This window comes from Sorangiineae bacterium MSr12523 (assembly GCA_037157775.1).
In the GTDB taxonomy this organism is placed as follows: Bacteria; Myxococcota_A; Polyangia; order Polyangiales; family Polyangiaceae; genus Pendulispora; species Pendulispora brunnea.
Genome location: CP089982.1, coordinates 3855472 through 3879315, shown reverse-complemented (window position 1 = coordinate 3879315; position 23844 = coordinate 3855472). Strand labels below are relative to the sequence as shown.

Here is a 23844-nt window from a genome sequence, read left to right as displayed (position 1 = left end):
CTTGTTAGGTTGAGACCATGCAAATGCTTCGTTTCGCGCTTCCGCTCGGCATTTTTCTACCGGCAACCCTCGCGTCCGCGCCGCTCGTACTCTCGGGCTGCAAAGATCAGGGAAAGTACAGCGCTCAGAAGGCCTCGGAGGATGTGGCGTCTTTGGTTCAACTCACCAACAAGGACGTCGACGAGGTGGAGCGTGGAATGCCGGATGGCGCCAAGAAGCTCGCAACGCTTTGGTCGCCGGGGAAGACGCCTCGCGATGACCTCGCCGGGGTGCGGACGGCGCTGACCAAGGTCCGCCGTGAGGTGCCGGCGCTGAATCTGGCCAAGTCGACCTTCTTCGCCATCACCGATGAACGCGGGGTGGCCATTCGTAACAACCTGGAGCAGGACGCGATGGCCGAGAAGAACCTTTTTGGCATCTTTCCCGATCTGGCGAAGTCCAAAGATGGTCCGGTGTCCACGACCGGGGCATTCCCGGAAACGGCGGCGCAAAACCCGCCCGATCGGGATTGGATTCTTGCTGTCCCGATTCAATCGGACGAGCGAAAGCTCCTCGGTGTGTACGTGACCGGCTGGGCGTACCGCCGATTCGCATTTCATCTCCAGGAAACACTTCGCCACGACCTATCGGAGAAACTTCGTAAGGAAAACGAAACAGGAAAGCTCCCCGTCTTCTACGTGGCGCTCTTCGATCGCACCGGCGTTTACGGCGCGCCCAAAACGCCCGCGGTCGACGAGAAAGCCCTCCAAGATGCCGATTTGGTGACGAAAACGGCGTCCGGACCGCACCAAGGCGTGGTCTCCATCACCGATCGCGACTTTGGATATGCCGCGGCCCGCACACCGAAACTCGGTCCGGATACCGGCATAGTCGTGTTACGGAGTGAGCTTTAGCGGAGAGATACGGACTTGGAATCGCGGGCGCGCCTACTCATGGCCTTGGGACTTGGTTGCACATTCGCTGGCCTCGCCATCGCGTCCACCTTCGCGCGGGCGGCGGGCGGCGCGATCCTTCTTCTGGGGTGGGCCATGCTCGGGTACGCGGTCCATCGCCTAGGCCGCCTCGGGTGAAGGCTGATAAGCTCCGACGACGATGCCCTCCTTTGCTGCCATCGATGTAGGTTCCAACGCCATCCGACTTCGCATCGTCGAAGCGGAGGGGCCTTCGCGGGGGGCGGGCGGACGGGTGCAGTTGCCTCTCCTGCCGACGGATAGCGCCTGGCGCGAGGTGGCGAGCGTGCGCGCGCCCGTGCGTCTGGGCGGCGAAGTATTCCTGAGCGGGAAACTTGCGCCTACATCGATCGGGCGGGCGTGCGCCGCCTTCAAGGAATTTCGCCGCGAAATGGATGCGGCCAAGGTCGTCGCCTACCGCGCCACGGCCACCAGCGCGGTGCGCGAGGCTGCCAATGGGACGACATTGGTGGAGCGGGCGCGGCGTGAAGCCGGCATCGAGCTGGAGATCATTTACGGTGTCGAAGAGGCGCGGCTCATCCAACTCGCCGTGACGCGCCGGCTCGCCCTGGAGGACCGGCGGGTGCTCCTCATCGACGTGGGCGGCGGCTCCACCGAGCTCACCGTGCTCGACAAGGGGCAATCGAGCTTCTCCATCTCGCTCCCGCTCGGCAGCGTGCGGCTGCTCGAGGCGTTCATGAAGGACGCGACCACGGTCAGCAAAGAGATGACCCGTATCGTGCAGGAGGCGGTCGATCGCGCGCTGGTGGAGGCGCGCCCGCAACTTTCACGGCTCGCGGCCGCAGCGTCCCCGGCGGGCGGGCCGGATGCGCTCACCCTGGTCGGAACGGGCGGCAACATCGAGACGCTCGCGACGTTGTGCCCCGCCAAAGAGCGCCCCCCCGGCGAGATCGCGGCCGACGTCGCGGAGATGCGCGCGCTGTTTCCCAAGCTTTGCGCCATGTCCCCGGCGGAGCGGGCGCGCACGTACGGGCTGCGGCCCGATCGCGCGGACACCATCGTACCGGCGGCGGCGATCTTTCTGCGCATCGCCGAGTCGCTGGGTGCAAGCTACATCGTGACGCCCCAGGTGGGCCTCAAGGAAGGCATCCTCGAGGAGCTCGTCGACAAGCATTTCCAAGTCTGGGACGTGCTGCGCGAGGCGGAAAATGTGCTCGGCGCGTGCGTGCGGCTCGGCCAGCGCTTCCAGTTCGACGAAGCCCATGGCGCGCACGTGTCTCGACTCGCGGCGCGGCTCTTCGACGACTTGCGCGGCGAGCACCAGCTGAGCGATCGGGACCGGCTCTTGATGCGCGCCGCCGCGCTGCTGCACGACATCGGCGACTTCGTGCGTTACGACGGGCACCATAAGCACAGTTACTATTTGATCCAGAACTCGGACATCATGGGCCTGACGCCCGACGAGCGGTCCATCATCGCCAACGTGGCGCGCTACCATCGCAAGAGCGGGCCCGATCCGTCCCACCCCAACTTCCGTGACCTCGACAAGGAGTCGCGGGGCAAGGTGCGGGCGCTCGCGGCCATGTTGCGCATCGCCGACGCACTCGATCGCGAGCACCTCGGGAAGGTGCGCAACGTCTGGGCCACCATCGACAGCGGCAAGGGCCGGGTGGTCCTCAAGATCGACGGCGATCACGAGCGGGAGCTCGAAGAGTGGACGGTGCGGGCCAAGGCCGGTCTCTTTCGCGATGTCTTCGGCCTCGAGATCGTGATTGGCTAGAGCGCGCCGATGAAGATTTCGCCCGCGGTCCTCCTCGTCTTCATCTCCTTGCCCTGCGGATGCCTCGGCCGGAGCGTGCCCGATCCGAAGGACGCCGCCAAAGCCTACGCCGAGGCCGCGGCCAAGGGAAACGGCGACGCGATCTACGAGATGATGACCGAATCGGCCCAAAAGGCGCGCTCGCGCGATGAGGTGAAGCGCCTCGTGGCCAGCGAACGGACGGAGCTCACCGAGCAGGCCAAGGCCCTCGGGGCCAAGGACACGCGCGCAGAGGCCACGGCACGTCTGCGCTTCCGCGACGGGGAAGAAACGGCGCTGGAGCTGAAAGACGGAAAATTCTGGATCACCAGCGCCGGCGCAGTCCCCGGCGGGGCCCGGACGCCGGAGGAGGCGCTGGACCAGCTGCGACGGGTGGTGGCGCGTCGCAGCTACGCGGGATTGATGCGGGTGCTCACACCGGCAACCCGCGCGGCCATCGAGCAGGATTTACGCTCCCTCGTCGGCGGGCTCGAGCATCCGGAGACGCTCCCCGTGCAGGTCTCGGGGGATTCCGCCAACGTCAACGTCGTCGGCGGCCACCATGTCCGACTTAAGCGCGAAGGGGGAGTTTGGCGCGTGGACGACTTCGATTGATTCCCGCCCCGCGCTCTGGAAATAAGAAGGCAGTGAGGCGTTCGTACCTTGTCGTCGTGTTCATGCTGACCGTGGTGGGCTTGGCGTTGCTCATCCCGCAGCCTGCACGCGCCTTTGGCGACGCCGGCGGCTTCGACCCGCGCATCCTTCTCACGGGATCGCAGACCAACGCCGCGCGGCCTTCGGCGCCGGGCCGCTGGTCGTGGGAGCTCGTGCAGCGTACGAGTGCACCGGCGCGGCTTCGTCCGAGCCTGGTGCATGCCAGCGATGCAACCATCACCGACGGGCCCTTCCTCTATTGGAGCGGCGATGCGGCCGTCCCGGCGCTGACATCGGCGGAAATCGCGGGGCTGCGACGCTTCTTCGCACTGGGCGGGGTCATGCTGGTGGACGATGCGGGCGTCTCGAACGAGGGCGCGCCCGGGGCATTCGGGACCTCCGCGCGGCGCGAGATCGCCCGGGTGCTGCCGGATTCGGCGCCCATCACCATCGGCGCCGATCACGTGGTGTTTCGCACCTTCTACCTGCTTCGCCGCGCCGAAGGGCGCATTGCCGGGCCGAAAACGCTGGAGGCCATCGTGCGCGGCGGCTCGGCGCAGGTCATCTTCTCCTCGCACGATCTGGGCGGCGCCTTGGCGCGCGGGCCCACGGGCATGTGGGAGCAACCCGTCATTCCCGGCGGTGACGTGCAGCGCGAACGGGCGATCCGCCTCGCGGTGAACGTGGCCATGTACGTGCTTTGCTCGAACTACAAAGACGACCAAGTGCACGCGCCCTTCTTGATGCGCCGGCGCGCCCTCTCGCCGCACAGCGAGCCCTGATCGATGCCGACCACGCGTCTCGCTACGAGCAACGATCTACCGGCGTGGGCCATTGTCGTCGCGTGCATTTTGGCGGCGGCGAGCCTCGTGCTCCTCGTCATCGAGATGCGGCGGCGCGAACGGGGTGGCATCGGCATCCTCGTCACCGGCGTGCTGGCGCTGGGCGCGCTGGCCCTCGCCGTGATGCGCCCCGTGCGGATTGCCGCGCGCGAAAGCGTGGTGGGGGCGCGCGTGGTCGTGCTGGCGGATACGTCGCGATCGATGGCGCTCGCGTCGGAGGGTGGCCGCACGCGGCAAAAGACGCGCGATGAGGTGGTGGCGGCCCTGAGCAAGGCCGCGCCGGATGCGCGCGTGCTCGAGCTGGGGTTCGCCGATGGACCACCGAAGCCGCTCGCCAACGCGACGGGCGAAACGGCGCGTGGACTGCGCAGCGATCTCGGTTCGGCCATTCGGGCCCTCGCGGCCATGCCGGAGGAGCGGCCGTCGGCCGTGGTGGTCGTCTCCGATGGGCGCCTCGACGAGCCGCAGGAGGACGCGCCCAAGCCGGTGCTCGCGGAGCTGGGCAACGCCATCCATGCCCCGATTCACACCATCGCGACCACGCGCAACGAGCTGCCCGACGCCAGCGTGCGCCGCGTGGCCAATGCCACCGCCGCCGTCGCGCACGTGCCGCTCCCGCTGCGCGTGGACATCGGATGCAGCGGCGGGCTCGCATGCGAGAAGCTCACCGTCACGGCGAAGGAGCTGCGCGAAGATGGGCCGCCGGCGCTGCTGGCCTCGGGCATTGCCGACGTGAAGGATGGCAAGGCCAGCGTGGATCTCACGGTGACCTTGGACCGCGCCGGCGTGCGCATCCTCGAGGTGGGCATCGAGTCGCCGACGGGCGATGCGATCCCCGAGAACGACAGGCGGCTCATCACGCTCAACGTGGCCCGTGAGCGCGTGCGCGTGCTTCACGTGGCAGGGCAGCCCACGAACGACGTGCGCGCGCTTCGGCAGTGGCTCAAGAGCGATGCGTCGGTCGACGTGGTGGCGTTCTTCATCTTGCGCACCCCGGCGGATACACCGGGCGCTTCGCAGGAGGATCTCGCGCTCATCCCCTTCCCCGTCGACGAGCTTTTCAGCGTGCACCTGCCCTCGTTCGACGCGGTCGTGCTGCAAGATTTCGACGCGCAGCCCTACGGCCTCGAGCGGCACCTTCCCGCGCTTGCGCGCTACGTGCGCGCGGGCGGTGGGCTCATCATGGTGGGAGGGCCCAACTCGTTCGTGGCCGGAGGCTACGCCGGCACGCCGCTCGGCGAGGTGCTGCCCGTATCCCTCGATGGTGCCCCGGGGGCCACGGCTGCCGACACCGCGCCGTTCGTGCCCGCGTGGACGGAGCCCGGTCGCTCCGCGCCCGTCTTGGGGCCTCTGCGCGCCATTCTTGGCGATGAGCTGCCCAGCATGCCCGGCGCCAACGTGCTCGGGGACGTGCGCCCCGGGGGCGTGGTGCTCTGGACGCACCCGACGCGCGCGACCAAATCGGGCGCGCCCATGCCGGTGTTGGCCATCGGCGACGAAGGCGACGGCAGGTCCATTGCCTTGGGCATCGACGGGGGCTGGCTCTTCGAGTTCTCCGAGCTGGGTGCGCGCACGGCAGGGCGCGGCCATGGCGCGCTCTGGGATGGGCTTCTCGGTTGGCTCATGCGCGATCCGCGCTTCGAGCCCGCGCAGGTCGATCTTCCCGAGGGGTGCATCGCGGACGTGCCCCCCACCTTGCGCATCCGCACGGCGGGGCGCGCCGGCAAGGGCGAGACGGTGGTGCTCGATGTCACGCGCCTCGACAAGTCGGGAACGGCACCGGTGCACGTGGAGAAACCGCTCGGCGAGGGCGATGCTCCGCTCGAGATCGCGCTTCCGGCGCTTCCGACGGGAGGGTACTCCGCGCGACTACGCCTCGGCTCGGGGCCTACCACGCGCCGCGATTTCGCGTGCGAGGCGGGCGGCGATGAATGGGCCGATTCGCGGCCGGATCCCGAGCGGCTGCGCGCGCTCGCCGCCGCCACCGGCGGCACCTTCGCCTTTGCGGACGACGTGCGCGCGATCCGCTTGCCCAAGCCCACGGTGGTCAGCGCCGAGCGGCATGTGGTGCCCGTCGCACCGCCGTGGACGTGGACGCTTCTTGCCGCCACACTTCTCGGAGCCCATTGGTTCATGCGCCGCCGTGGAGGGCTATCGTGAGATTCGCTTCGGTCGTCACTGCTTCGCTCGTACTGGCCCTGATGGGACATGCCGCGCCGGCATCGGCGGTGGTCTGGCCCGACGTGCCCGAGCGCGTGGCCCGTGCGCTCACGGCGCAAGATGCGGCCACGCGGCGCATGGCGGCGCAGGAGCTTTCGACCTTGGGGCGCGCGCGTGGGACGCCGCTGGTGCTGCAGGCCCTGGGCGATCCCGATGTGGAGGTGAAACTCGCGGCCGCGCAGTCCGCGGTGCGCTTGCGCGTGGTTCCAGCGACGCTCGCGGTGCTGCCGTGGCTCGGCGATCGCGAGGCGCGCCTGCGCATCGCCGCGTGCGAGGTGGCGCGCGCCCTGCCCGACGCGCGCACGATTTTGCAGCTCGCGCGCGGCCTGGGCGATGCCGACGCCGCGGTGCGCGCGGCGGCGGCCGACGCGCTCGGGGCGCAAGCCTCGCCCGATGCCGTGGCACCGCTGCTCGGGCGCCTCGACGATGCCAGCCCGCAGGTGCGCGTCCAGATTGCCCGCGCCCTGGCGCGTCTCGGCGACAAGCGCGCCGTCGTGCCGCTCGTGGGCAAGGTGCAAGATTCGGTCGTCGAAGTGCGGCAGGCCGTGGTGCGAGCCCTCGGCGAGCTGGGCGATGCGCGCGCCTCGCAGGCATTGATCCTCACCTTGCGCGACAACACGAACGAGGTGCGCATCGAGGCGCTGCACGCGCTCGGGCGCCTGCGCGCGCCCGAGGCCGTGGAGACCATTGCGCCTTTCGCGACGGATCGAAATCCGGCCCTGCGGCAAGCGGCGCTGGCCGCACTCGGGCGCATCGGCACCCGCGACGCGATGCGCGCGCTGATTGCGACCCTGGGCGTCGCCGACGATGCTGGCGGCGGGCTGGAACGCACGCCGGCGCGGCAAGCGCTGGTCGCCGCGGGGCAGCCTGCCATCCCGGAGCTCTCGGCGTTGCTCAAAGGAAACCCGAGCGCGCACGTGGCCACGAGCGCCGCATGGGTGCTCGGCGAGCTGCGCGCCACGGGCGAGGCGCCCACCCTCGTCTCGGCCATGCGGCGCGGTGTCCTTCCCAGCGCCGCCGCCCTTCACGCCCTCGCCGGTGCAGGAACGCGCGACTCCGTGCCCGTCGTACTCGAGTTCGTGGGCGCGGCGAGCCCGCTCGTTCGCAGCGAGGCCGCTCGCGCGGCCAAGGCGCTGCTCGATCCCTCCAAGCCCGATGGGCGCGCCGTCGAGCCGTTGGCTGCCGCGCTTCGCAATGTGAACCTCACGTTGGACGAGCGCGCCGCGCTGGCGAGCCTCCTCGGTCGCACCGGCGCTCCACGTGCAGCGCCCATCCTGGTCAGCTTGGCCAACGCGAAGTTCCCTGCGCTGCGCTTGGCCGCCATCGACGCGCTGGGCACCCTCGGTCCGGCCGATGCCGACGAGGCCCTGCTCGAGAAGCTCAACGACACCGATGCCACCGTGCGGCTTCACGCGGCCGTGGCCCTGGGCGACGCGGGCAAAGAGAAGGCACGCGAAGCCTTGCTCGCCAAAATGGACGCCGGCGAGGAGCTCGACCGCGCCGCCGTGCTCACCGCCCTCGGCGGAATCCTTTCGCGCGTGCCCTCGGAGAACGCCATCGGGCGGCTTTCGCGTGCGTTGGAGCTCGCCGCCGGCCCCGAGCGAGATGCCTTGCTTCTGGCCATCGGCCGCTCGAATTTCCCCGCAGGCGTGCGGGCCCTCGGCAGCTTGCTCCGCGCCGATGATGCCGACGACCGGCGCACCATCGCCACCGTGCTTCCCGTGCACGCACGCGCGTCCGCGGAGCCGCTCGCGCGAGGCCTCTTGCGCGATGCCGATGCCAGCGTGCGCGCGCAAGCCGCGTGGGCCATGGGAGCGCTGGGCGACGGCGCCGACAAGGCGGGAACCGACGCCCTCGGTGCGGCCATCGCATCGGCCGATCTCGATACCGCCATCAACGCGACCGCCGCCGTAGGCCGCATTGCCGCGCGCACGCGCGCCCCCCAACTCGCGGTCCGAATGCTTTGCCCGCTGCTTCGCGACGCCCGCACCTACGTGCGCGTGAACGCCCTCGCCGGCCTCGCAGCCTCCGGCGTGCGTTGCGGCGACGGCGCCCTCGAGCGCACGCTCTTGGCCGACGACAGCAACGACTTGGTGCGCGCCACCGCGGCCGCGGTCCTCTGGCGCAAGCCCAGCGGGCCAGACACCGCCGCGCTCGAACGCTGCACGCAGGCCGATCGCTCCGGCACCGTGGCGCAACAGTGCCGCGCAGCCAGCGTGGCCTCGGCCAGCGGCTCGCCCCACGCGGTGGACGTTTACGTCGTCCCCGACACGAGCCCCACACCCCGCCCGCGGGCCCCTTACGCCCTTCATTTCGAGGGCAGCTACCTGCGCGTGGGCATCGCCGACCGCCGCGGCGCCTGCTTCGAGCCGCTCGCGCCCGACGGGGAGCTTTCCCTGGAGCGCCCGAGCGCCCAAGCACGTTAAAGGCTAGACTCCCCCCATGAACCGTCGCCGGAAAAGGCCCAAGCTGCGCGAGCCCGAGGGCATCGAGACCGTGCTCGAACGCGCAGGCGACAGCCGGTTCGCCCGCCGCCAGGCCCCCATCCCGCTGCAAACGTGGACCCGCGCGGTGGGCCTTCGCATCGCCGATCGCGCCAAGCCGTGGTCGCTCGAACGCGGCGTCCTCACGGTGCGCGTCCCTTCCAGCGTCTGGGCCAGCGAGCTGTCCATGCTCGCCGCCTCGGTCATCTCACGCCTGCGCGATGCCGGGGTCGAGGTCGCCGAGCTTCGCTTTCGCGTGGCCCCCCTCGAGCCGCCCCAGCGTCCGCCCGAGCGCCGCATCTCCCGCGCTGTTCCGCCGCCGTTGCCCGTGCCCCGCGATCTGGAAGCCTCGCTGGCCCTCGTCGAAGATCCCGAGCTTCGCGAAGCACTTCGATATTCGGCGAGCCACAGCCTCGCCTGGCAGGATTACCACGAACGCAGTGCCGGTCAGCTCAATCAGCGTAACGCCGCAAGCCGCTCCAAGCCCTCGAGGCGCTGAAACAGGAAGCGCTCCGCCGGGCCGAAGGTCGAAAGCCGCGAGCGCAACTCCTCGATGTACTCGCGCAGCCGCTGCAGATCGATCGCGGTCACCCGCCGCAGCGCGTTGTACAGCTCGTCGATGACCGGCGCGGGGCATGGCCGCTTCTGCGCCGAGTACAGCTCGATGACGTAGTCCGCCCACGCCCCTTTGCCCGTGGCCGTGGCCAGCTTCGCCGAAAAGCGCGCCGCTTGATCGACCAGCGACGGGATGATCTTTTTCCCCGCGCGACTCGCCTCGATGACATCGCCCAACGGGGACGCCAGAATGCGCTCCGCCTCGACGGCGCGCCCCATGGCAAGCGCTTTCTCGGCCACGCCGGTCAGCAACGTGAACGCGTCCGCGCGGCGGATCATCGTCAGCTCGTACTCGGGCTCCGGCGTCGCGCCCGAGCCTCCCCCGAGCGGCAACGGCGGCGGATGCCGTGATTGCGCCCCCGTGATCGTCGGACCCGACACGGGCGTACGCGGCGCCGAGAGCGGATTCGCCTCCAGCACGCGTCCGCTCCCCGGCGTCGTCACCGCGCGCATCGGCGTACCCGGCGACGATCCGATGCGCCCCGGCACCGGGAGCGGCAACCCTGGCGAGGAGGCGCGATCCTCCGGCAGCGGCCTTCCTCCCGGCTCCGTCGTCGACGAGTGAATCTTCGCAATGAGGTTCGCGGCCGCCGGCGTGGGCCGCGTCCCTTCGAACTCGCCCGAGGGACTCGGCCCCGGAAGCGGTGTTCGCCCGGCCGCTCCGGCTGCTACCCCAGGTAGATTGGGCGACGAGGGAGCGGGCGCCACAGGGGTTGCCGGCGTGATCTTCGGCAACGTCATGTTCAACCGGCCGCGGGCCGGCTGATCATCCAGCGCCAGCAAGGTCATCTCCTGCGAACCGATGAGGATGCGATCCCCCGCGGCCAGCGCCACCGTGCCCTCGATGCGCTGCCCGTTTACCAACACGCCATTGCGGCTCTGCAGATCCTCCACCGAGACGCCGGTGGGCGATACCCGAAGCAGGGCATGGCGCCGCGAAACGAGCGGATCGTCCAGCGAAAGCTGACAGCTCGCATTGCGGCCGACGGCGAACTCTCCCTCGGTGAGCTCGAAGTCGTGCTGCAGGTAGCGCAAACGAAAACGCATCGCGCTAGTGCGCTCCTCGCTCCCGCCTCGGCCTCGTCGCTCTCTGCCACCCAACCGACGATTGCATTAGGCTCCGCCCATCCTGCCGACTTGCATGTTACTTTTACACTCCACCGCGAGCGAACGCCACGAACGGGTGTCCTCAGGATAGGTTAGGATTGGCCGGTTTCGGGGTATCGCTCTCCGGATCTGCGTCCTCCGCGCCTCCCTGCTCGTCCGCTAGCTCACCCAGCGAGGCAACCAGGCGCTCCAATTCCGCAAGCACGCTTGCCCCGGCTTGCGGCGCCGCCCCGCTTCGTCCGCGCAGCGCGGTCAAAAGAGCTTCGGCGGGTTTGGCCAATTTCCTCGGGTATTTTCGGCCTACTTCGGCGAAGGCCTCGATGACCGCACTGGAAGGGAAAAGGCGCAGCTCGTCATACAGATGCAGGGCCCACGAGGCCCAACCCGGATCCTCGGCCGCCAAGGCGACGCGCATCGCGGACCGCACGAGCCCCTCGATCTGATCCGCAGGTGCCGCGCCACCGGAGGCCACGCGCTCCTCGAGCTGCACCTTCGCCCGCTGAAGCATGCGAACCGCGTCCGACGTGCGCCCCAACGTCAGCGCCTTCTCCGTCACCTCGACCAAGAGCTGCACGCTCCACGCGGCCTGCTTCGACGAGGCGCCGAACTGCCCGCTCAACGTATCTTCGTCCGTCTGCTCCGTGGCGCCGCACGCGGGGCATGCCGCGAGCTCCTGCGGGTACGGCAGCCGACACGCTGCGCAGTAGCGGAGAAACCCCGTCGTTTTGGCGGGCGGTGCGATGCCCGTCTCCACCTCGCAAAATACGAGCTCCTGCGTGCCGATGCGGAGGCGGTCGCCATCCTTGAGACGAACGGATCCCTTCAGCGCGGTGCCGTTGACCTTCACGCCATTGCGGCTTCCCAGGTCCTCGAAGATGGCCTCGTCACCCGTGATGACGATTTTGGCGTGCTGGCGCGAGACGAGCGGATCCTCGATCGTCACGTGGCACTCCGCGCTGCGACCGATGAGGGTCGCGCCCCTGGCCAGGTCGAACTCCTGTAGAAGAAATCGCAGCCGATACCGGGTCGCCACGCCTACCTCGCACACGCCGCCGAAGCGGTCGGTGCGGCGCAAAGATACCGCGTACCGACCTCACTTTGCGAGCTCGTTCGAACGATCGTGCGAAATGAAGGACCGCCGCTCAGGGTACGTCGAACTTTTGCGCACCCTCGGGCACGCGAAAGCCGGTGGTGACCGTGAGGCGCGCCTTGGGGAGCAGCGTCTTGATCGCGGGCTCCAGCATGCGGTCGCGCGTGATGGCCGCACCGGGACAACCGGCACACGCTCCCCCGAGGTGGATGTGGACGTCCTCGGCCGTCACGCTGACGAGGAAGAGAATGCCCCCGTCGGCGTGAACGAGTGGCGCAAGTACATCGCGACACAACTTCTCGACCGGCTCGCGGAGAGCCGACTTGTTTGCCGGGATGGCGGGTGCTGGGGGAGTCTTGGCATTCACCGATGCGCGCACGCTGTTTGCCAGCGAGCATACCACGGCACCTACCGCAGGGGCTTCTGAAAGAGAGGCCAGCTTACTTCTTCTTGGCGGCGGCCTTTCCGGCCCCGGCTTTCACGCTGGCTTCAGCCCCGGCGCCCGGCGCCGGCTTGGCGTTCGGATCGCTGATGCCGCCCTTGGTCACCAATTGGATACTCGGATCGAGCGCCATCGGATCGTCCAGCTTGTTCGGGCGCATGGCCGAGATGTTCCGGAAGGTGTTGCGCTCCTCCATGGCAACCCCGACGAGCCGCTCGCTGGAACGGTCCACGACGCGCAGGTGCGTCGAGCCGTCTTGCCACTCCGTGTACGGAAGGATCAACCAGCGCGACGGATCGGCGTTGCGGGCCTTGCCCTGCACGGACACGTTGGCGCTCATCTTTGAAACGGCTTCCTGGTACGTCTTGCCCAGGGAGCCGCCGTCGATCAGCTTCACCTCGTCGTAGATCTTCCAGAGGCGCTCGCCCGGCGCGCTGCCCACGAAGAAGAAGAACCGACGCTTCGTTGCCCCTTCGAGCACCAGCGCGGACTCATTGTTGCGGTAGCTGTACTCGCCCTTGAGGCCCGTCGCATCGAACCCGCTCGGCACGTCCTTGAACTCGTGCAGGCTCTTTGCAAACTGCAACTTTCTCGTCTCACGCTCCGACTCGAGCGCCTGCATGCGCACGCCCGGCTGCATCTTGATGAGCAGCGGGTTGTACTCACGATCGAAGACGCCGTTGAGTTGGTTGTGCGCCTTGATGACGTCCGCGCGGGTCATGCCCCAGCGGAAGCCTTCGAGCTGCGGCGCCAGCGACGACACCGTCGGAGCTTCCACGGCGGCAGCAGCAGCGGCACTCGCCTTGTGGTCAGCAGCCAAGCTGCTTAGCGAAAGAGCCACACCCCCGCAAACGACGGCGGCGAAAAGGAGACGATGCTTCATGAAAAACCCTGCCCTCTTGTATCTAGTGGGTCGGCCGCCTGCGGCGCCTGCCCCACCAAGACTAGCATTGCGCTGGTTTGGGACCAAACAACGCGCTGTTCTTTGGATGCAATGGCCGCTCTCGAAGACTTCGACGGCCGGCGCCGAAAAATGATGTAAAAAGCCCTCCCATGCGCTTCTTGCCGATCCTCTTGACTTTGGGCATCGCCTCCGTCGGAATGTTCGGCTGTGGCGGTGCTGCTTCTGGTGCGAGCAAAGGCACCCGCCCGCTGCCCGCGTATTCCGGCCACGCCACGGAGCTCTTTGATGATGATATCGAGCCGCGTGCGGTAGGCATCGATTTGAGCCTGAGTCAGGCGCAGGCGAATCCGCGCAGTGATTCGGTGCTACGTGAACGTACGCAAGTGGGGGATGCTGTCGTACGTGCTCGCGTCGACACCGTCACCGCGAAGAACGATGGAGTCGACGCTCGCTACGACTTGGGGCTTCGCCCCGTCGAGAAGATTGCAGGTGAGCATCCGCCGTCGGGTGAAAACTTCAACCTGCGCATCGAGCGCACGAGCCCTGCGGCCAACATCGTCAAGAACTTCCAGAACCGCCTGCACGGCCGCATCTTCGTCGTCTTCGTGCGCGAGTTCGTCCGGCCCGACGGAGATACCGAGCTGCACTTTCACGCCGCACCCGACAACAAAGACGTCGTGGATGCCGTTCGTGCCGCCGCCGCGTTCGGTGAAGGAACCGCATCGAAATAGCGATCCGATGGGCTGGTTGGGCCTGGAAATTTGGAGCGCGCGTCTTGACCTCGACGCGTAGCCGATCCTTATAGGAAAGACCGAGGGTTACCGTGGGTGTAGAAATCAAAAGCGCAAAAGAAATCGAAGGCGTGCGCATCGCCTCACAGATGGCGGCAGAGACACTGGTTCTCGTGGGCGAGAAGCTTCGCGCTGGAATGACCACGGAAGAGATCAACTCCATCGTTCACGAGGACACGATCCGCCGCGGTGCCTACCCCGCGCCGCTCAACTACAAGGGCTTTCCCAAGAGCGTCTGCACCTCGCTCAACGACGTCGTGTGCCACGGCATCCCGGGCAACGAGGTCCTGAAGAACGGCGACATCATCAACGTCGACGTCACGACCCTCTACAACGGCTTCCACGGCGACACGTCGGCCACGTTTTACATCGGCACGCCGAGCCCCGAAGCGCGCTTGGTCGTCGAGACCGCGCGCCGCGGCCTGGAGCTTGGGATCGCCGAAGTGCGCGAGGGCGCACGCCTCGGCGACATCGGCTACGCCATTCAGAGCTACGTGGAAGCGCAAGGCTGCAGCGTCGTGCGCGACTTCGTGGGTCACGGCATCGGCCGGCGCTTCCACGAGCCTCCGCAGGTGAAACACTTCGGCAAGCGTGGCGACGGCCAGCGGCTCAAGGCCGGCATGATCTTCACCGTCGAGCCGATGGTGAATCTGGGCCGCTACGAGGTCGAGATCGACGCGGACGACAAGTGGACCGTCCGCACCGTGGACGGCGAGCTCTCGGCCCAGTTCGAGCACACCGTCGTGGTCACCCGCGACGGCTGCGAAGTCCTCACGCAGCGACAGAAGCCGCTGCGCTTCTCGGAGAACCTCTCGGCCGTCTTGGCGGTCTGAACCGGCAAAATCTGGATGGACGGGACGCCGCAGACTAGTCAGACTAGTCAGCATGGCATTGCTCGCGCGACAAGAATGGCAGCTGCAGCAGGCCAAGGCCGAGTTCAGCAAGGTCTTGGAGCGCAGCCAGACCGAAGGCCCTCAGATCGTGACGAAGCACGGCGTCGCCGCAGCCGTCATTCTGAGCGTGCGCGATTACGAAGCGCTTCGGCAGAAGAAAAGGTCCTTCAAGGCGTTCCTTCGCTCCGCCCCTTCGGAGCTGGGCGAGTTGGATCTCCGTAGAGATCCCGGCGGCGATCGCGACGTCGATCTATGAGCTACCTGCTCGACACGTGCGCCATCTCGGAGCTGGCGGCGCCGAAGCCCAATCCGGGGTTCGTGGCTTGGCTGGACGATCAGCCCGACGAGGCGTTGTTTCTCAGCGTGCTCACAGTGGGCGAGTTGATTCGGGGCGTGGAGCTTCTTGGCCCAGGGCCGAAGCGACGAAACTTGGAACGATGGCTCGCAGAGCTTCGCACGTCGTACCGCGACCGGCTTTTGCCCGTGGACGAAGCGGTGGCGGCTCTCTGGGGCATTTACAGCGCGCGTGCGAAAGAATCGGGCAACGCGCTGCACGCGGTGGACGGCCTGCTCGCCGCCACCGCCGTTCGCAGCGCGCTGAGCGTGGTGACCCGCAACACGCGCGATTTCCGCAGCGTCGGGGTCACCGTCATCGATCCCTGGACGTAATCCTATTTGCGCGCGGCGAGCATTTCCTCGGCGGCGCGGCGGGCGGCCTCGCCGACTTTGACGCCGCCGATCATGCGGGCCACCTCCTCGATGCGCTCCTTCTCGCTCAAGGGGCGCACCGTGGTGAGGGTGCGGCCTTTGACTTCGCTCTTGCCGACGACGTGGTGTCCATCGGCGAGGGCCGCGATTTGCGGCAGGTGCGTGATGCAGAGCACCTGGCGGTGGCGCGCCACGTCGGCGATGGATCGGCCGATGACCTCCGCGATCGCACCGCCAACGCCCGCGTCCACTTCGTCGAAGACGTAGAGGCCCGCGGGGCCTTTCTCGGCGAGGACCCGCTTCAATGCGAGGAGCGCGCGGGAGAGTTCACCGCCGCTGGCGATGCGGCGCATCGGGCGCGGTTCCTCGCCCTTGTTGGGCGCAATGAGGAACTCGACGCGATCGATTCCGCTGCGCGTGAGACGCGCGCCGTCGATTTGCAGCGCCGCCTCGGCGGAGCCGGTGGCGATGGGCGCCACCTCGACGACCACGCGCGCGCGCCCCATGCCGAGTTGCGCAAGCTCACGCCCCACGGCATCGGCCAGCTTTTCCGCGGCCTGACGCCGTTTCTGCGAGAGCGTGCGCGCCCGCGACGAAGCCTTGCCGAGGCGCGCATCCCGGGCCGACTCCAGCTCCGTGGCGCGGGCGCTGGAGCCTTCGAGCCCATCGAGCTCACGGCGCAACGTATCGCGATGGGCCAGAAGCTCCGTCGTCGTGGGCCCATGTTTGCGCAAAAGCTTTTGCAAGCGAAAGAGCCGCTCCTCGACCTCGGCCAAGCGCTGCGGATTGACCTCGACGCCCTCGGCGTAGCGTGCCAGCGCGCGGGCCGCATCGGCCAGCTCCGAGCGCGCCGACTCGATCTGGCGGGCCAGCGGTGCAAGCGACCCATCGAGCGACGCCGCACCGTCGACGTCCGCCGCGAGCCGCCCGAGCTCGTCGCAGATGGCGCCCTCCCCTTCGTAGAGCCGCTCGGCGGTTTTGGCCGTCGCCTGTGTGAGGCGCTCGGCATGGCGAAGGCGCGCACGCTCTTGGTCGAGCGAAGTCTCCTCCCCCGCCTCGGGCGAAAGCTCGTCGAGCTCGCGCAACTGGAACGCGAGGAAGTCCTCCCGCTCCGCCCGCCCCCGCTCGGACTCGCGGACCGCCTCGAGCTCCTTCACCACGGCGGCAAGGGCATCCACCTCCTCGGCAAGCGCATCCCGAGCGGCGTCCAGCTTGCCAAACGCGTCCAGGTACTCCACATGGGTGGCCGGATCCGTCAGGCTCACGCTCTCGTGCTGCGAGGCGATATCGCAAAGGTCCGGTGCCAATTCCGCGAGCTGGGCCGCGGTGCAGAGGCGCCCGTTCACATAGGCCCGGGTCCGAAGGCTCTCGCCCCCTTCCGACTGCAGAAGCCGCCTCACCACCAAGGCGACGCCCCCACCCGTGGTACCATCGAATGGGATCCCGGCCGCTTCCAGCTTGGCAAGCACTCGGGATCCTGCAGGAATCTCGAAGAGCGCCTCGACTTCGGCCTCTCGGGCGCCTGCACGGATGAGGTCGGCACGAGCCCGACCGCCCAAAACCAGGGACAAAGCGTCGATGATCATCGACTTACCGGCGCCCGTCTCACCGGTCAGGACGTTGAAACCGCCGCGAAGCTCTAGCACGAGATTTTCGATAAGAACGAGGTTTCGAACCTGGAGTTGAACCAACATTGGGGCAATCCTTGACCTCTCTTGTACCGTCCGACTAGCCTGTATTCGCTTCCAAACCTGCCTCAGCCGCTGGCGCCGGCCGGCCTATGCCTACGAAAAATACAGCCAAGAAAAAACCTGTCGCGCCCCCCCCGGAACCGCCGCCGAAAGCGCTTTCGGTGGAAGAACGCACCCAACTGCTAGAAGAACGGCTGCAGAAGGCGGATGCGGACTTCCAACTGGCTTATCGGGAAAACCTCGACATGTCGTGGATCTACCACGACAGTGCGCTCGAGGGGGTGGTCTACACCTTCCAAGAGCTGAAGACGGCCATCGACCCGAATGCGGCCATCACGGCCGACTCGGGGATGCAGCCGGTCTGCGAGGAGATTCGCCGGCATCGCGAGGCGCTGCATTTCATTCGCGATTATGCGGTTCGCCGCCGTCTGCCCATCACGGTCGACGTCGTAAAGAAAATCTACGTCACCCTCCATCCTGAGGAAGGGGACGTAAAAACGGTGCGTTACCGGAAGGACATTCCGCAGCACCGTCTCTATTTCCATGAGTATGCGCCGCCCGATAAGATCAATTACAAAGTGCGGCAAGTGATCGATTGGGTGAACGACCCGGAAACGCGGCGCACCCGAACCGGCGTGCGCGTGGCAGCTCGCGCGCATTACGATCTTTTGCGCGTCTTTCCCTTCCAGCTCGACAGCGGAAAGGTGGCGCGTCTGTTCATGAACTTGCTCCTTCTCCGGAGCGGTTATCCGCCTTCCATCGTCCACTCGACCGAACGCCAGCGGTATTACGAGGCGCTCAAAGGCTCGAGCCAGACGATGACCTCCATCGTCCAAGAAGCCATCGAGAACAACCTCGCTTCGGTCGAGAAACTGCTCGACGGTTACGAGAGTCGGAACGTTCGTCCGACAGGCTGAACGGTCAAGAACGGCCCCGGGTCGCTCTTCAGCCGTCAGCTACCGAAGCCTGAAGACTGAAGACAGTAAGGGATGTGCACATGAGCGGTCCGCTCGAATCCTCGATCACCCTAGAGGAGGTGTTCGCGGTCGTGAGCGCCAAGCGTGTGCCTCTGGCCCCCGAGCTCGCGGGTTACCTCGCGCTCGAGATCGCCGAAGGCGCCGGGGGCGCCCCCGGGGAAGTCGATCCGCGCCAGGTCTATATCGGCGACGAAGGCACCGTGGCCCTCGTGTTTCGCCAAAAGCGAAGTGATGCCACGAACGACAAAGCCGAGGAGTCGATCCGCAGCCTCCTGCAGCGGCTGCTCGAGGCGAGTGGCTCGCAAACGCCCGCGCTCGACGCAGCGGCCAAAAAAGAGGCGGGCGCGGGCATCGCCTCGCTGGCCCAAGAGCTCGAGGCCGCGCTGGTTCCGGTGAACCGGGCCGCCGGGCGGCGCGCATTGGCCCGGCTCGCGCGCGAAGTGAAGCGGGTCACCTTGGGCGTCGGCCGCAATGCTTCCATTCCGCCCGATGCGCAACAGCGGCGCAGCATCCGGGGCTCGCAGCCGTCGTATCCGGGACACACGGGACCGCGCAGCCAAGATGGGCGCAGGTCGAGGCCACGGGACGAGGTGGATAGCCTGTTGTCGGCCTTCGAGGTGGAGGGCCCGCGCTCGGACGCCGTCGTCTCGCGCGACCTCAAGGAAATTGCGGGCCTCACCCCCACGCCTCCCCCGCTGCAGCCGGCCTCCGTGCCCCTTCCCGTGTCGGCTGCGGGCCCGGCCTCGGCGCGCACGCCCGCGGGCGCGTTTCCAACGAGCACGCGCGAGCCCGTCTCCTCGGCGCGTGTGCCCGCGCCGGCACCGGCGCCCCTTTCCAGTCGCGGGCAGGCGCTGACCCCGCCCGGACAAGGGCAAAAGCGGCAAGCGCCCTTTGCACGACGGATTGGACTCGTGGTGGCGGCCGTGGCGGTATTGGCCGTGGGGGCCGCCATTCTCGCTTGGATCCTGCGCTCCGGCTCACGCACGCCGCCCGCATTGCCGGCGGAAAAAGCCGCCCTCGAGCCGGCGCCCTCCGCGCGCCCTCCAAGGCCGTGCAAAGCCACGGTGATCATCACCGACGCTCTTCCCCGTGCGGAACTCCTGGTTCGCGCAGGGCAGACACCGCTCGAGGTGCCACGTATGCCGGTCGGTGCGCGCCTGGAGTTCGTGGCGACGGGCGATGGCTTTGCGCCGAAACGCGCCGTAATCCCGAAAAATGCGCCGTGGGACGCGGGAAGCGGCAAGCCACGGTATGAAATGACCATTGAACTGGAAAAGGCGCGTGCCAAATCCGGCGTGGACCCGTGGCCGCCGGGGGAGCCGGGCAGCGAGGTTGGTGGCCATGGCGCGCCGGGCACGGTACATATCGTTTCAACGCCTCGCAGCGCGGAAATTTGGCTTCTTGCGGGCCTCGGGCCCGAGGCCATCATTGACCAACTCGCGTGTGATTCGGACGTCGATATCTTGGTAGCCGGACCGTCCACCTATCGGAAACGCTTGCACATCGGGCAGAACGAATTCGTCGAGGTATCGCCGCCGGGCGGCGAAGTTGCACGAAAGGCCCGGGTCAGTGCGAAGTAAGTGCTATAGGCAGGGATAGCTCTCGAAGGAGTAAGGGGATGCACGAGGAAGATCTGGCCATCATCAAAGCACTGGTCCCGGTGGCGTGGGCGGACGACGTATTTGCCGAGAAAGAAGAAGCCACACTGGAAGCACTGCTGGTCGCCTTCAACGCGACGGACGAAGAACGAACACAGGTTCTCGAATACGCCAAAGAAAAGAAGACCCTCGACGATATCGAGCTTCAAGAGCTATCGGCCGACGATCGACGAATCCTCCTCCAACATGCGGTTTTGCTGTCCTACGTCGACGGCGAACAGGGCGAAGCCGAACGCCAATTTCTCGTCAAATTGGTGGAGAAATTGAAAATCCCGTCGGACGAGGCGCAAGGCTTGATGGATTTCGCTTCCGAGCGCGCCAAAAAGCTATTGGGCCAGCTTTAGCAATCGCTGTTAGCGGTTACTAACCAATTCGAGACTGGAAGCCTTCAATCTCTTTGAGCAGCGCCATGGGGCTGAAAGGCTTCGTGTAATATGCGTTTGCGCCGGTTTCCAGGGCGCGCTGTTTCGATTCGCTGTCGTCCAAGGCGCTGATGATGACGATGGGAACCGCCTCCGTACGCGCATCGGCGCGGAGGCGGCGGCACACTTCGAAGCCGTCGTACGAGCCGGAAAGATGCAGATCGAGCAGGACGAGATCTGGCTCGGTGGTAATGGCCAATTCGAGCGCACGCGGGCCCGAGGCCGCCGTTTGCACCTCGTGGCCGCGCCCTTTGACGAGGGCTTCGATCATTTTGCTGACGGAATCCGAATCTTCCACGATGAGGATACGCATCGAAATTTCGGGGATTATCGCCGACTCAGGTATCAGCGCGCTAGCGTTCCCCTCGGAAAAGTGACGATGATGCGCAATCCGCCGGCTTCGGCATCGGCAAGCTCCAGGGAGACGCCCAACCAACCGGCTATCTCGTTCGCCACGTAAAGGGGCACGCTGGTCGCACGGCCGTGCGTGCCCGGTTCGATGTCGAGCCCAACGAACGAGCGACGCGCGGAGGCGGGGAGCGGGGCACCTGCATCTTCGACGCAGATGCGCGGTCCGTCGGCTTCGGCGTTCGTGATGGTAATGGTCACACTTGCACCGCGGGGCGACGAGGCGATGGCCTGGCCCACGAGCTCGCGGAGCAGCACCGACAGGGCGCGGGGTGCGGAGCGCACCGGAAGCTCTTCGCCACGACTGCGCTCGGAAACGGGCGCGCGCTCGCTGTCTTTCGCATCCACGAGACCCGCTTGCGGATCCGTTGCCAGCACGCGACCGCGCTCGTGCGAAACCGGGGCCGCGATGCCCTCGAGGCGCGTGCTCACGTGGAGAAGCACGCCCGATCGATCTGCGCGACCGGAAAGCGCCGACACGACGGAGCGCGCGGTCTCCACCAGATCGACATCCGTGTGCGGCTCTTCGCTGTCCAACTCACCGAGGTGCGCGAGGCCTCCGACGAAGTCCTGCGCCCGCACCAACGCACGCCGCACGACCTCCCAGCGCTCCTCGGGGTTCTCTGCGAGCGCAATGGAGGAAGAGCTCTGCCCGACGACTTGCCCCAGCTGCGGCTGCGACGAGCGCGCGGGACGCACCGGGAGCTGGCGCGCGGCCGGCGACAAGATGGATCGAAGCTCGGCCGCGACGCCGGCGGAAAAGCGGCTCAGGGCGGCCAGCCGCTCGGCGGCCGGCTCCGAGGGGTGCGGAGGGGGAACGGTGGAAGGCACGCCGCCGGCCACCGCTTCCTGCGTGTAGACCTGCGCGAGCTCGCGCGCGTAGGCTTCGCCCTGCTTGCGCGCCTCGTCCAATTCTTTCCGCAGCGCCTCGCGCTCGTTGCGCTCGGACACGCCGTCGGCGGGAAGGCTCAACACTTCGGCCCCGCCCTCGAGCTCGTAACGGCCGCCGTAACGGACGGCCATGCGGCTCATCCATGCGCGCTCCGTGTCGGCGGTGACCGAGCTGTCCGGGCCCAGAACGACGGCGACCCGCACCTCGTCCTCTTCGCGCCGGATGGTGATGGCGGCGCCGCCGCCCGTCCCCTGCCCCGCCAACACGTGCAGCATGCGGCGAATTTCGGCCTCGTCGCCGAACACCTCGGTCCCGCTGCCTGGCTCGATGGAGACGCGGGCCTCGGGGGCCACCTCCCAGATGAGCGCGGCGAGATCGATGCGTCCGCGACGCCCACGCACCGCGGAAGGCCGCGAGTGCAGCGATGAAAGCATCTTCATCGCGTCATCGAGCGCGTTCAAGGTGGCATCGAGCGATGCCGGCTCGGCGGCGGCCGCGGCACCCGATGCGTTGAGGACCTGCACCCCCATGCGCAACCGCTCTGCGGCGCCGGCGGCTTCTTGGGTGAGCAGCCAGCCTAGCTCCTGACGTGTAAGCCGCGCTTTCGACATTCCGCCCCTCATCGTAGCATTGGCATATGGTTCGTGAAGAGCGCGCAGTGGCCACCTCGTACGATGGCGCTTCCGATACGTATCGGGTTGTCTGCCAAACCGGAGAGATTCATCAACGCTTCCAGGGCAACGTCGATTTGTTGCTCGACTCGAGCGGTCACTTGGTCGGAATCGACCTGGGAGGCGAAGGTTTTCAGCGCCTGGTCATCATGCTGGGAGCCCATGAAAACGTGGTTTCGCAGCGCCGTTCCCCCGCAGAGATCGTGCGCGGTAGGGATGGGCAGGTTCTCTACGTGGCGTTCTCCAACGCGCGCACGGCAGCGCGAGGGCACGAGAAGAATCCCTACGTCTAGCTAGACATCACTGGACATTCCTCGACAGGTGTGGGTGGCTACCGGCTGACGAAGACGTCGTCCGTCGGCAGCACCCGCGGAACGGTGACGCGCACGGGGCGCTTGAAAGCGCGCGGATCGCCTATTTTTCCCGTAGCAACCGCGTACGCGAGGGTCTCGGCCGAGGCCACGACGACGTTGGCCGGACCTTCGGGCTCGCACGTGGTGAGGCTGAGTCCCGGGCCGGGCGGCGGATAGAGGAGGCCCGTGGCAATGCGCGGATCCGGCTCGACCAGGCGTGCGCCGGTGGCGATGAGATCCGCCAGCGCCCCCGATTCCGCGAGCACCTCGAGCATCTGCCGTGAGGGCGCGGCCAGCAGAAAATCGAGGCCCTTGGGCACACGCTTCGACTTGAGCAACGTGGCCACCACGAAGAGCTCCCGCAGGGTCGAACCGGTGTCGCCGCCGAGGAGGACTTGTGACACGGGTTTTCCTGCGAGCTCGCGCACCGGAACAATGGAACCCGTGGAGCTTGCGGAACCAACGTTCCGCACCAGCGGATCGACCGCGCCGAGATCCAGCGAGACGACCTCCTCGAAGGGCGCCCCCGCATCGGGCGCGAGGGAACGGTGCGCCTTCGAGCGGCGCTCGTCGCGAAGAAAGACCTCCGTGCGCTCGTCGCTTCCGAACAGCGCACCGACAGCGCCCACCTGCGGCGCCACCGCGCAGAGGATGGCCCGCTCCGCAACGGAGAGAAACCGCGCGCCGGGTCCGCCGAATTCGAGCACCACGGGCGATTCGCTCGAGGCCACCACGCGCTGCACGATTCCGGCCAGATCGCGGCGGATCCACTCGAACGCGACGTCGCGCGCCCCGACGAAGGGACGCAGCTTGCCGGTGAGCTGCACCTGAATGCTGCGCGGCGGACGAAGCTTCACACGACCGCGCGCGAGCGCATGCCCCAACGCGGCGGGCGGCACGGCCCAGGTCAGCATGCCCACGCCGCCGAGTGCGGCGAGACGCGGCTCGTCGGTCACGGCCAAGCGCGCAGGCGAGCCGAATCGTTCGAGGTGCACCGGCGCCGGAAACCCCGCTCCGGCCCGCGCGACCGAAAGGCCGTGCGAGAGCGCCTCGGTCGCCAGCGGCGCCGGCGACGACGGGTCGCGCACACAGACCGTGTCGTAAGCGATCGAAACCTCAGGGCTGGCTTTTTTCAGCCCGGCGGCAACGCCCTCGGCCAGAGCACGCCTGGGGTCGCGCACCAGCACGACCTGGTCCACTTTGACGTCGACCTCGTGCTTGGCCCGAGCCGGTCCCGCGGCGCGACCGGCCAAGATTTTTTCGGCCATGGTGCGGGGAGGATCCCCAGCTTTGGAACGCATGAGAGCTAAACGC

General features: G+C 67.5%; 24 protein-coding genes. 16 read left to right on the top strand and 8 right to left on the bottom strand.

What is annotated here, in order from left to right; translation table 11 throughout:
* The first annotated feature begins 17 nt into the window (after positions 1-17).
* The 8 genes from LZC95_15665 to LZC95_15630 are packed head-to-tail and all read left to right on the top strand — an operon-like array spanning position 18 to position 9407.
* Positions 18-893 (top strand): hypothetical protein, encoded by an 876-nt coding sequence (locus LZC95_15665; protein ID WXA98266.1) that lies wholly within the window; start codon positions 18-20, stop codon positions 891-893.
* A 15-nt stretch (positions 894-908) separates the two neighbouring features.
* Positions 909-1070 (top strand): hypothetical protein, encoded by a 162-nt coding sequence (locus tag LZC95_15660; protein ID WXA98265.1) that lies wholly within the window; start codon positions 909-911, stop codon positions 1068-1070.
* A 22-nt stretch (positions 1071-1092) separates the two neighbouring features.
* Positions 1093-2691 (top strand): Ppx/GppA family phosphatase, encoded by a 1599-nt coding sequence (locus tag LZC95_15655; GenBank protein ID WXA98264.1) that lies wholly within the window; start codon positions 1093-1095, stop codon positions 2689-2691.
* Positions 2692-2700: 9 nt separating this feature from the next.
* Positions 2701-3324: a hypothetical protein gene (locus LZC95_15650; protein WXA98263.1), complete on the top strand. Its 624-nt coding sequence runs from the start codon at positions 2701-2703 to the stop codon at positions 3322-3324.
* 32 nt (positions 3325-3356) lie between these two features.
* Positions 3357-4145, top strand: coding sequence for a DUF4159 domain-containing protein (locus tag LZC95_15645; GenBank protein WXA98262.1), 789 nt, complete (start codon positions 3357-3359; stop codon positions 4143-4145).
* 3 nt (positions 4146-4148) lie between these two features.
* Positions 4149-6365 (top strand): hypothetical protein, encoded by a 2217-nt coding sequence (locus LZC95_15640; protein ID WXA98261.1) that lies wholly within the window; start codon positions 4149-4151, stop codon positions 6363-6365.
* Complete coding sequence (locus LZC95_15635) at positions 6362-8851, top strand: HEAT repeat domain-containing protein (GenBank protein ID WXA98260.1); 2490 nt, start codon at positions 6362-6364, stop codon at positions 8849-8851. Before LZC95_15640 ends, LZC95_15635 begins: the two co-directional genes overlap by 4 nt.
* Positions 8852-8867: 16 nt before the next feature.
* On the top strand, positions 8868-9407 hold the full coding sequence (locus tag LZC95_15630) for a DUF721 domain-containing protein (protein ID WXA98259.1): 540 nt from the start codon (positions 8868-8870) through the stop codon (positions 9405-9407).
* On the opposite strand, the gene LZC95_15625 is transcribed toward LZC95_15630, so the two are convergent.
* The 4 genes from LZC95_15625 to LZC95_15610 all read right to left on the bottom strand — a co-directional run bounded on the left by LZC95_15625 (position 9365) and on the right by LZC95_15610 (position 13045).
* A complete protein-coding gene (locus LZC95_15625; protein ID WXA98258.1) occupies positions 9365-10570 on the bottom strand; it encodes an FHA domain-containing protein in 1206 nt (401 codons plus the stop codon). The genes LZC95_15630 and LZC95_15625 overlap by 43 nt on opposite strands.
* Positions 10571-10712: 142 nt before the next feature.
* On the bottom strand, positions 10713-11705 hold the full coding sequence (locus tag LZC95_15620) for an FHA domain-containing protein (GenBank protein WXA98257.1): 993 nt from the start codon (positions 11703-11705) through the stop codon (positions 10713-10715).
* Positions 11706-11772: 67 nt separating this feature from the next.
* Positions 11773-12123 carry a NifU family protein gene (locus LZC95_15615; protein WXA98256.1) on the bottom strand — a complete coding sequence of 117 codons (351 nt, stop codon included), beginning with the start codon at positions 12121-12123 and terminating at the stop codon, positions 11773-11775.
* A gap of 37 nt (positions 12124-12160) precedes the next feature.
* A complete protein-coding gene (locus tag LZC95_15610) occupies positions 12161-13045 on the bottom strand; it encodes a hypothetical protein (GenBank protein WXA98255.1) in 885 nt (294 codons plus the stop codon).
* 170 nt (positions 13046-13215) lie between these two features.
* Between LZC95_15610 and LZC95_15605 the strand changes: the two genes are divergently transcribed.
* From LZC95_15605 to LZC95_15590, 4 genes are all read left to right on the top strand, one after another.
* Positions 13216-13797: a hypothetical protein gene (locus LZC95_15605; protein ID WXA98254.1), complete on the top strand. Its 582-nt coding sequence runs from the start codon at positions 13216-13218 to the stop codon at positions 13795-13797.
* 149 nt (positions 13798-13946) lie between these two features.
* Entirely contained in the window at positions 13947-14690 is a 744-nt protein-coding gene (gene map, locus LZC95_15600; GenBank protein WXB00339.1) for a type I methionyl aminopeptidase, read from the top strand.
* A 52-nt stretch (positions 14691-14742) separates the two neighbouring features.
* Positions 14743-15006 (top strand): type II toxin-antitoxin system Phd/YefM family antitoxin, encoded by a 264-nt coding sequence (locus LZC95_15595; protein ID WXA98253.1) that lies wholly within the window; start codon positions 14743-14745, stop codon positions 15004-15006.
* On the top strand, positions 15003-15419 hold the full coding sequence (locus LZC95_15590) for a type II toxin-antitoxin system VapC family toxin (protein WXA98252.1): 417 nt from the start codon (positions 15003-15005) through the stop codon (positions 15417-15419). The genes LZC95_15595 and LZC95_15590 overlap by 4 nt, the downstream gene beginning before the upstream one ends.
* 2 nt (positions 15420-15421) lie before the next feature.
* Here LZC95_15590 and recN read toward each other — a convergent pair whose 3' ends face one another.
* The gene (gene recN, locus LZC95_15585) at positions 15422-17152 is read right to left on the bottom strand and encodes a DNA repair protein RecN (protein WXA98251.1); all 1731 of its coding nucleotides are present in this window, start codon (positions 17150-17152) and stop codon (positions 15422-15424) included.
* A 158-nt stretch (positions 17153-17310) separates the two neighbouring features.
* On the opposite strand from recN, the gene LZC95_15580 reads away from it, so the two are divergent.
* From LZC95_15580 to LZC95_15570, 3 genes are all read left to right on the top strand, one after another.
* Positions 17311-18066 (top strand): Fic family protein, encoded by a 756-nt coding sequence (locus tag LZC95_15580; protein WXA98250.1) that lies wholly within the window; start codon positions 17311-17313, stop codon positions 18064-18066.
* 80 nt (positions 18067-18146) lie between these two features.
* A complete protein-coding gene (locus LZC95_15575) occupies positions 18147-19706 on the top strand; it encodes a hypothetical protein (GenBank protein ID WXA98249.1) in 1560 nt (519 codons plus the stop codon).
* Positions 19707-19744: 38 nt separating this feature from the next.
* On the top strand, positions 19745-20128 hold the full coding sequence (locus LZC95_15570) for a TerB family tellurite resistance protein (protein WXA98248.1): 384 nt from the start codon (positions 19745-19747) through the stop codon (positions 20126-20128).
* A 19-nt stretch (positions 20129-20147) separates the two neighbouring features.
* Here the strand turns inward: LZC95_15570 and LZC95_15565 are convergent, their stop codons facing one another.
* Entirely contained in the window at positions 20148-20519 is a 372-nt protein-coding gene (locus tag LZC95_15565) for a response regulator (GenBank protein ID WXA98247.1), read from the bottom strand.
* A 32-nt stretch (positions 20520-20551) separates the two neighbouring features.
* On the bottom strand, positions 20552-22117 hold the full coding sequence (locus LZC95_15560) for an ATP-binding protein (protein ID WXA98246.1): 1566 nt from the start codon (positions 22115-22117) through the stop codon (positions 20552-20554).
* Between the two features lie 47 nt (positions 22118-22164).
* On the opposite strand from LZC95_15560, the gene LZC95_15555 reads away from it, so the two are divergent.
* Positions 22165-22470: a hypothetical protein gene (locus tag LZC95_15555; protein WXA98245.1), complete on the top strand. Its 306-nt coding sequence runs from the start codon at positions 22165-22167 to the stop codon at positions 22468-22470.
* Positions 22471-22508: 38 nt separating this feature from the next.
* On the opposite strand, the gene LZC95_15550 is transcribed toward LZC95_15555, so the two are convergent.
* Positions 22509-23798 (bottom strand): hypothetical protein, encoded by a 1290-nt coding sequence (locus tag LZC95_15550; protein ID WXA98244.1) that lies wholly within the window; start codon positions 23796-23798, stop codon positions 22509-22511.
* Between the last annotated feature and the right edge of the window lie 46 nt (positions 23799-23844).